This is a genomic window from Arthrobacter sp. Bi83 (genome assembly GCF_918698095.1).
In the GTDB taxonomy this organism is placed as follows: domain Bacteria; phylum Actinomycetota; class Actinomycetes; order Actinomycetales; family Micrococcaceae; genus Arthrobacter.
Genome location: NZ_CAKKLY010000096.1, coordinates 1 through 6,406 on the forward strand (window position 1 = coordinate 1; position 6,406 = coordinate 6,406).

5 protein-coding genes are annotated in these 6,406 nt (G+C 60.9%); 2 read left to right on the top strand and 3 right to left on the bottom strand.

The features are described from left to right. Window positions 1–443, top strand: a 443-nt coding sequence (locus LQ144_RS22545) for an NAD(P)-dependent oxidoreductase (RefSeq protein ID WP_290369804.1), incomplete at its 5' end; no start/stop codon positions are given. Between the two features lie 36 nt (window positions 444–479). Next, on the top strand, window positions 480–1,310 hold the full coding sequence (locus LQ144_RS22550) for an isocitrate/isopropylmalate family dehydrogenase (protein ID WP_290369805.1): 831 nt from the start codon (window positions 480–482) through the stop codon (window positions 1,308–1,310). A 782-nt stretch (window positions 1,311–2,092) separates the two neighbouring features. Here the strand turns inward: LQ144_RS22550 and LQ144_RS22555 are convergent. The 3 genes from LQ144_RS22555 to LQ144_RS22565 form a co-directional block, all read right to left on the bottom strand. Continuing rightward, the gene (locus LQ144_RS22555) at window positions 2,093–2,809 is read right to left on the bottom strand and encodes an SDR family oxidoreductase (protein ID WP_354962377.1); all 717 of its coding nucleotides are present in this window, start codon (window positions 2,807–2,809) and stop codon (window positions 2,093–2,095) included. 162 nt (window positions 2,810–2,971) lie between these two features. After that, window positions 2,972–3,421 carry a nuclear transport factor 2 family protein gene (locus tag LQ144_RS22560; RefSeq protein WP_230121479.1) on the bottom strand — a complete coding sequence of 150 codons (450 nt, stop codon included), beginning with the start codon at window positions 3,419–3,421 and terminating at the stop codon, window positions 2,972–2,974. 1,093 nt (window positions 3,422–4,514) lie between these two features. Then, window positions 4,515–6,176, bottom strand: a complete 1,662-nt coding sequence (locus tag LQ144_RS22565) for a CocE/NonD family hydrolase (RefSeq protein WP_230121480.1) — start codon at window positions 6,174–6,176, stop codon at window positions 4,515–4,517. Window positions 6,177–6,406: the final 230 nt, after the last annotated feature.

Genomic DNA, 6,406 nt, shown 5'->3' on the forward strand with positions numbered 1-6,406 from the left:
AAGTACTGGTCAGCACCACCCACCCCGACCCCGACACCAGCGCCCCCCGGTTCGCGGATCTCGACACCGTCATCCGCGACGCGGACTACCTCTCCCTGCACACCCGCGGAGGACGGTCCGCCAGCAAACTTATCGACCAGTCCCGGCTGCAGGCCATGAAAGCCACCGCCGTCCTCATCAACACCGCCCGCGGCTCACTCGTGGACGAAGAAGCCCTGACCAAGGCACTTTCCGACGGCACCATCGCCGGCGCAGCACTGGACGTGCTCGAGAACGAACCCCTGCCCACCGACAGCCCCCTCCGGGGCCTGGACAATGTCCTCATTACCTCCCACCTCGCAGGCCAGACAACCGAAGCCCGGACCCGGGCGGGGCTGGCCGCCGCGCACGCCGTCATCGACGTCCTCGAAAACCGCGAACCGGCACACCCGGTCGACCGCTAACCCCGAACACCTAACAACGACGAAGAAGGATCCCTGATGTCGAAATCCCACCGCATCGCAGTCATTCCCGGCGACGGAAGCGGCACCGAAGTCGTGCCTGAAGGGCTGCGCGTCCTGAACGCCGCAGCCTCAGCCTTCGACCTCAACCTCAAATACGAGCACTTCGACTACGCCTCCGCTGACTACTACACCCGGCATGGCCAAATGCTTCCCGACGGATGGTTCGACGAGCTGAACCAGTTCGACTCCATCTTCTTCGGCGCCGTCGGATGGCCCGACGTCGTCCCTGACCACATCTCGCTATGGGGAAGCCTTCTGCAGTTCCGCCGCCACTTCGACCAGTACGTCAGCCTCCGCCCGGTCAAACTCCTGCCCGGCGTGCCCAGCCCCCTGGCCGGCCGCGTTCCCGGCGACGTCGACTTCTACGTCGTACGCGAAAACACCGAAGGCGAATACTCAAGCATCGGCGGGAAGATCTTCGAAGGCACCGACCGCGAAACCGTGGTCCAGGAAACGGTCATGACCCGCACCGGCGTGGACCGGATCCTCAAGTACGCCTTCGACCTTGCCCAGAGCAGGCCCAAAAAGCACCTGACCTCCGCCACGAAGAGCAACGGCATTCCATCACCATGCCCTACTGGGACGAACGCGTCCAGGAAATGGCCAAGGACTTCAGTGACGTCGACGTTGATAAGTACCACATCGACATCCTGGCCGCTAACTTCGTCATGCACCCCGGCCGCCATCACCACCGCCATGGAAACCGTGCTCGCCCATGGGCAACAGGCACTCACACCGGACATGGGCGGCAACGCCACCACCAAAGATCTGGGTAAAGCCGTGGCCGCGGCCCTCACCACACCGTGACCGCTTCAACCGGCACCATCAAGCAGCAGCAGGAACCCTGCCTTCGGAGAGCGGATCATGCTCCGCCAATACATCCATTGGAGCCGGTTGATCGGAGCCACCGTCCAGACCGCCACAACCGCAGGATCATCCGCACCGGAACCATCGATGATGCCATGGCAGACTCCACAGCACTCTGGACCGCAGCCGACGCGGCACAACCACGCACCATGTACGAAACCGTACGAGGGATCGAGCTATGGGCAGAATCGAAGGAAGCCGAAGACCGACTCGCTCAGACACGTCCTTGACGACCTTCTGGAGACCCTGGTGGCGAGCGAACCCCCAAGAATCATCCTTGGGCTCGACGCCGTAGACCGTCGCGCCCTTCACTGCGGCGATCCTCGCGCCTGTCATTCCAGTGCGCCTAGGCCAATGATGCCGAAGCGGTCGCCTTCCTTAACCTGGCCATGCACGCCGGCAGCCTTGTAGGAAGTACTCCGGCGTTGGTGACCGCCGCCTGTCCCAGTCGGTTCCTTCGGGAAGTCGGACGAGCCGGGATGCGGTGGCGAACAAGCACTCGGCGTAGGCTCCTCTTGCATCGAGCTCGGCAACGAGCTCCTGCAACATTTCGGGGCCGCGGGAGTTGGCGAGAACGTCCAAGCCGGACGTAACGGGAGTCCTGCAATCCCGCTTCCCACACTCCGAGCGTCTGCATCGTTGTCCGCTGTCCCTGCTATACCGAGTGCGACGGTCCATATCGCCGCACCTCGGATGTTGTTTCTCGGCGCCGGTTAAGGTGGTCAGCGGGTAGTCAATCCGCCATCGAGGACGAGTTCCTCACCGGTAACGAATTTCGACTCGTCTGAGGCGAGATAGAGCATGCCGTAGGCGATGTCCGAAGCATCCCCGACATGGGGTGGCAGAGGAACGGCGTCGGTGTTGGCTAGCGCTTCTTTCGTGATGCCGAGGCCTCGGGTTAAGCCGGTGTCGATCGGTCCGGGATGGATCGAGCTGACCCGGATGCTGTCCTTGGCGAACCACTGGGCGGCGTGTTTGGTCAGGGACCGGATGGCGCCCTTTGAAGCGGAGTATGCTGCGCCTTCCCCAACGCCCCCGACGATCCCGGCGATCGAAGATACGTTCACGATGGATCCGTGGCCGGAACCCTGCATTGCTGGGATCACGCTCTTCATTCCAAGCCAAGTTCCCATGACGTTGATGCTCATGACCTTGTTCCAGTCGTCCAGCTCCGCGTCGAGTATCCCGTTCGGTATTTCGATGCCAGCGTTGTTGACCAGGATATCGATAGTTCCCCACTCGTCGAGGACGTCGTCGACCACGCGCTGCCAGTCCCCAGCAGACGAGACGTCAAGAGGCGGGCGATGGCATCTCCGCCCTCCGCGATGACGCCTTCCACTGCCTGCTTCAGCGCAATTTCCGAGATGTCGGTGGCGGCTACGTGCGCACCTTCGGCTGCGAAGATCTATAGGGCAGCAAGCCCAATCCACTGACCGCACCGGTGATGATGGCGACCTTGCCGTTCAACCTCGACATATTCAACTTCCTATTTCTGGTGGTGGTGCTGGCTTGTTCGGACGTGAGTCAGTTGGCAGCAGCTCGAGGAGTTGCTTGACTCGGTCCTGGATGGCTAGGTCACCGGATCTCCCGCGGCGGAAACCTCAAGCAACAGGTGACTGCGACTTCTCGTTGAAGATCTCAGCCGGTACGGTCTGCTTGAGGACGCGTTCAGCGATCAGCCATTGACCGTCGATTTTCTCGTAGCGATCCCGGTAAATGACCTGGTGCCGGGCATGGAACCCGTCCTTCAGCACGGCCTCGACTATTGCGAATGCAATTCCTCGGGCACTCGTCGCCGTCAGGCTACTGATAACGTGAGTCGTCATGTGGTGGAGTGCATACTGGACGGTCTCTACTAAGATGTGGCCATAGGCGCGAATTTCTTCGTGTCCGGTGAACAACGGACTATCGAATTCTCTCTCGTCGAAGACCGCGTCTTGAGTGAAGAGCCCCACCCATTCGTCAATCTCGTGCAGATCGATGTGGGTGGCGTATCTGTGGTTGAGTTCCTGGATAGCCAGGCGATCTTGGAGACAACTCAACTGTTCCATGTAAATCCTCGGCTTTCTCCATGGATAGGCGTATCGGCATCTGTGCCGGCCGCTGCTGAGAATTAACACTAGGAGTGGTCGGCGTCACGGAGGAACGGCAAGGTATGCCAATGACGTAAGAAAAGACGTCAACATGGTGGGGCTCTCGCGGTCGATGGCAGGAACCCGAAGCTAAGCTCTCCTGTTGAGTAACAGATGAGCACGCGGCGGTTTCTTCCCACCATCGCGGAGGCACCCAACCAAGACCTGGTCACAAAGGGAAAGCCCCTGCGATGTCCGCTTTAGAGCTGGAATGGTGGCACAAAGCAGGTGTGGACAATGTCCACACCTCTGGCTTCGGACTCGGTCGTACTGGTGACGCAGTAGCTCGGATTGCCTATGTTTTCAAGAGTTCCCAGTGTTTACAAGGGCTGGAATGCAGTTCGAGTCCCACCTCGGGCACGTATGACCCCTCGTTAGAGGGGTTTTTGCTTTAATGTGTGGACATTGACCCTCCGCGGGTCCCTCTGACATTGGCCGCGGTCTGTGCCTGGCGCCGCGGGTCGCCTGTGAAGGTGTGGGGAGCGGGTTCAGGGTCATGGCCGGTGGGCCCTCCGCCTGCTCTGAGCTGGGGCTATGGGTTCCTCTCTTGGTTCGTCCGGTAGGTCGTGGTTGGCCTACACCTCTTCATGGGTAGGGGGACTGAACGCGACATGACTTTGAGATCATGCTTCGAGACCACCCGGATCCGCCTCGTTCCTGGCATGAGAAGGCGATTCGGCCGCTGCTTTGTCAGGCCAAAGAGGGTGTGGACACTGTCCACACTTAAATCTTCTTTATAGTCACCGATTGCGGCCATGGGGTTTTTCGTTCTTCGGTGAGTTCCGGCGAGCCGACGCAGTGCTGGGGGCCAAGTGGGCGACGGTGTGCAGTCCGACGCGGTACTTGAAACGAGTGGCCTTGACCGCTGGTGAGGCATATCGCTGCGGTCGGCCGGGTCCTCTACTACGGGTTGATCGCTGGGCGAGGCCCGTTCGTTCGACCGCAGCTCTCAGACGGCGATGTCGCGAGTGAGAGTACTCGCGGCATCGCCGTCTGAGAGCTGCGTATGAGGTCAGGCGGGGATGATCTGAAGGTCGATTCTAGAGGGATGTGCCGCGTCATGTAGGATGCGCTGGTGGGCGACGCGGATCGTCGTTCCCTCGTTTTCCGGTGCACCGGTATTGAGGTTGCGGTCCCAGCGGGGAAAGTTGCTCGATGTAACATGAGCTCGCAGCCGGTGACCGGCCTTGATCAGGATCGATGTCGACCAGAGGTCGATGGTCACTTCGTCGACCCGACCTGCCTCCGTCGAGACGCGGGTGATCCCGTCGACGATGTTGCGCGAGACCCCTTCGGAGTCCACTTCGCATAGTCGGACCACCCAATCGGTGGACGGGCCGTCGGTCGCCGCGAACAACGTCGCACTGATCCGCCCGGTGATCTCGACGTCCTGCTCGAGTGGAGCGGTGGTGAACACCAGCACGTCCTCGCGCGCCTCGGCGATCCTCTGGTCGAAGGGACCGGCAGGGTAGTCCGAACCCATCACCAGGTTTCCACCGCGCGTGATTACCGGGTCAGCGGGATCATAGACATAAGTGGATCCCGCCTCTGTCGACACGGGTGCGTCCCAACTGAGGGCGTTCGCCTCATCCAGGTAGAGCGGGGTGGTGATGGCACGGGCCAGGGGCCAGTCCGCTTCGGCACGCCACTTGTTGGCTCCCATGACGAAGATCAGGACACCTGATTCGTGGGCGTCCGTGGCGGGGTTGTCCCGCAGCCAGTGGTCGTACCAGTCGAAGTTGATCTTCGAGATTTGCTCACCGCCAGGGGCGAGCATCCCGAGACCAAAGTTCACCTCGCCCACTTCTCCCAGGGTGGCGCCAGCGAATGAGGTGTGCGACCACGGCCCGACGATGAGGCGTGTGGTGGCGCCCTGCGCGCGCATCCCTACGTAGTTGTCCAATGATCCCTGCTGGAAAACGTCGTACCAGCCCGCAATGTTGAGGGATGGCACTGTGAGATTCTCGTAGTGCCTGTCCACGCGGGAGTCGTCCATAGTCGACCGGTCCTCGAGTGCGCGAGCGACCCCGACATCAGGCATTCCGATATCTACAAAGAACGGTTGCGCTGCCGCAGGTAGCTCCCAGAACTTCTCCTTCAGTGTTTCGAAATCGCCTAGGGCCTGCATCATTTTCGGGAACGCTGTTTCCGGCGGGTAGTTGTGCACGAGATGGGGGAGAGCGTTCATGAGGCCCCACCAGGTGTTGAGTCCTAGTTCGACAGCGCCGCCACGGAACATCAACCCGTTCTCCGGATCACAGAAGGTGACCATGGGTGCCATCGCTCGAAGTTCAGGGGCGTTAGCGATCGCGGAGCTCCATTGCGTGCTACCCATGTAGCTGCCTCCGAACGTGCCGACCTTGCCGTTGCTCTTGGGGAGAGCAGCCGCCCACGCGATCGTGTCGTATCCGTCTTCGCGCTCGTACTTCCACGGCATCCACTCACCTTCGGACTTGCCACTGCCGCGGGTGTCCTGGCGAACGAGGATGAAGCCTGCCAGCAGGGCGTCGATCGTCTCGAAGTTGGAGGTGGACCGATAGTTCTTGTCGTATGGAGTGCGCTCGACCAATACCGGGAATGGGCCGTCCCCCGCCGGCCAAGCGACATCTGCCATTAGTACTGTGCCGTCCCGCATCGGAACCGGTATATCGAACTTCATCGTGATATCTGACATGTCTGGGAAGGTCTCCTCTAGTTCGCGGTGCAGAATCGCCCAAGCTGTACTTGGGGCGGGTGGGGTGAATGCCTAGTGCCGGTGAGCCGTTGACACGAGGACTCTTGTGTTATTTCATGATTTGGATGCTGTGGGTGTCGAGGTCGGCGCGGCGTCCGGCGGTGATGGGGAGGATGAGGAGTGCTCCGAGGACTGCGATGATGGCGCCGACGATGTAGACGATGGTGTAG

Bases quoted from the DNA above. Each gene is read 5' to 3' on its own strand.
- LQ144_RS22550 (WP_290369805.1), top strand. From the start codon at position 480: ATGTCGAAATCCCACCGCATCGCAGTCATTCCCGGCGACGGAAGCGGC.
- LQ144_RS22565 (WP_230121480.1), bottom strand. From the start codon at position 6,176: ATGTCAGATATCACGATGAAGTTCGATATACCGGTTCCGATGCGGGAC.
- LQ144_RS22560 (WP_230121479.1), bottom strand. From the start codon at position 3,421: ATGGAACAGTTGAGTTGTCTCCAAGATCGCCTGGCTATCCAGGAACTC.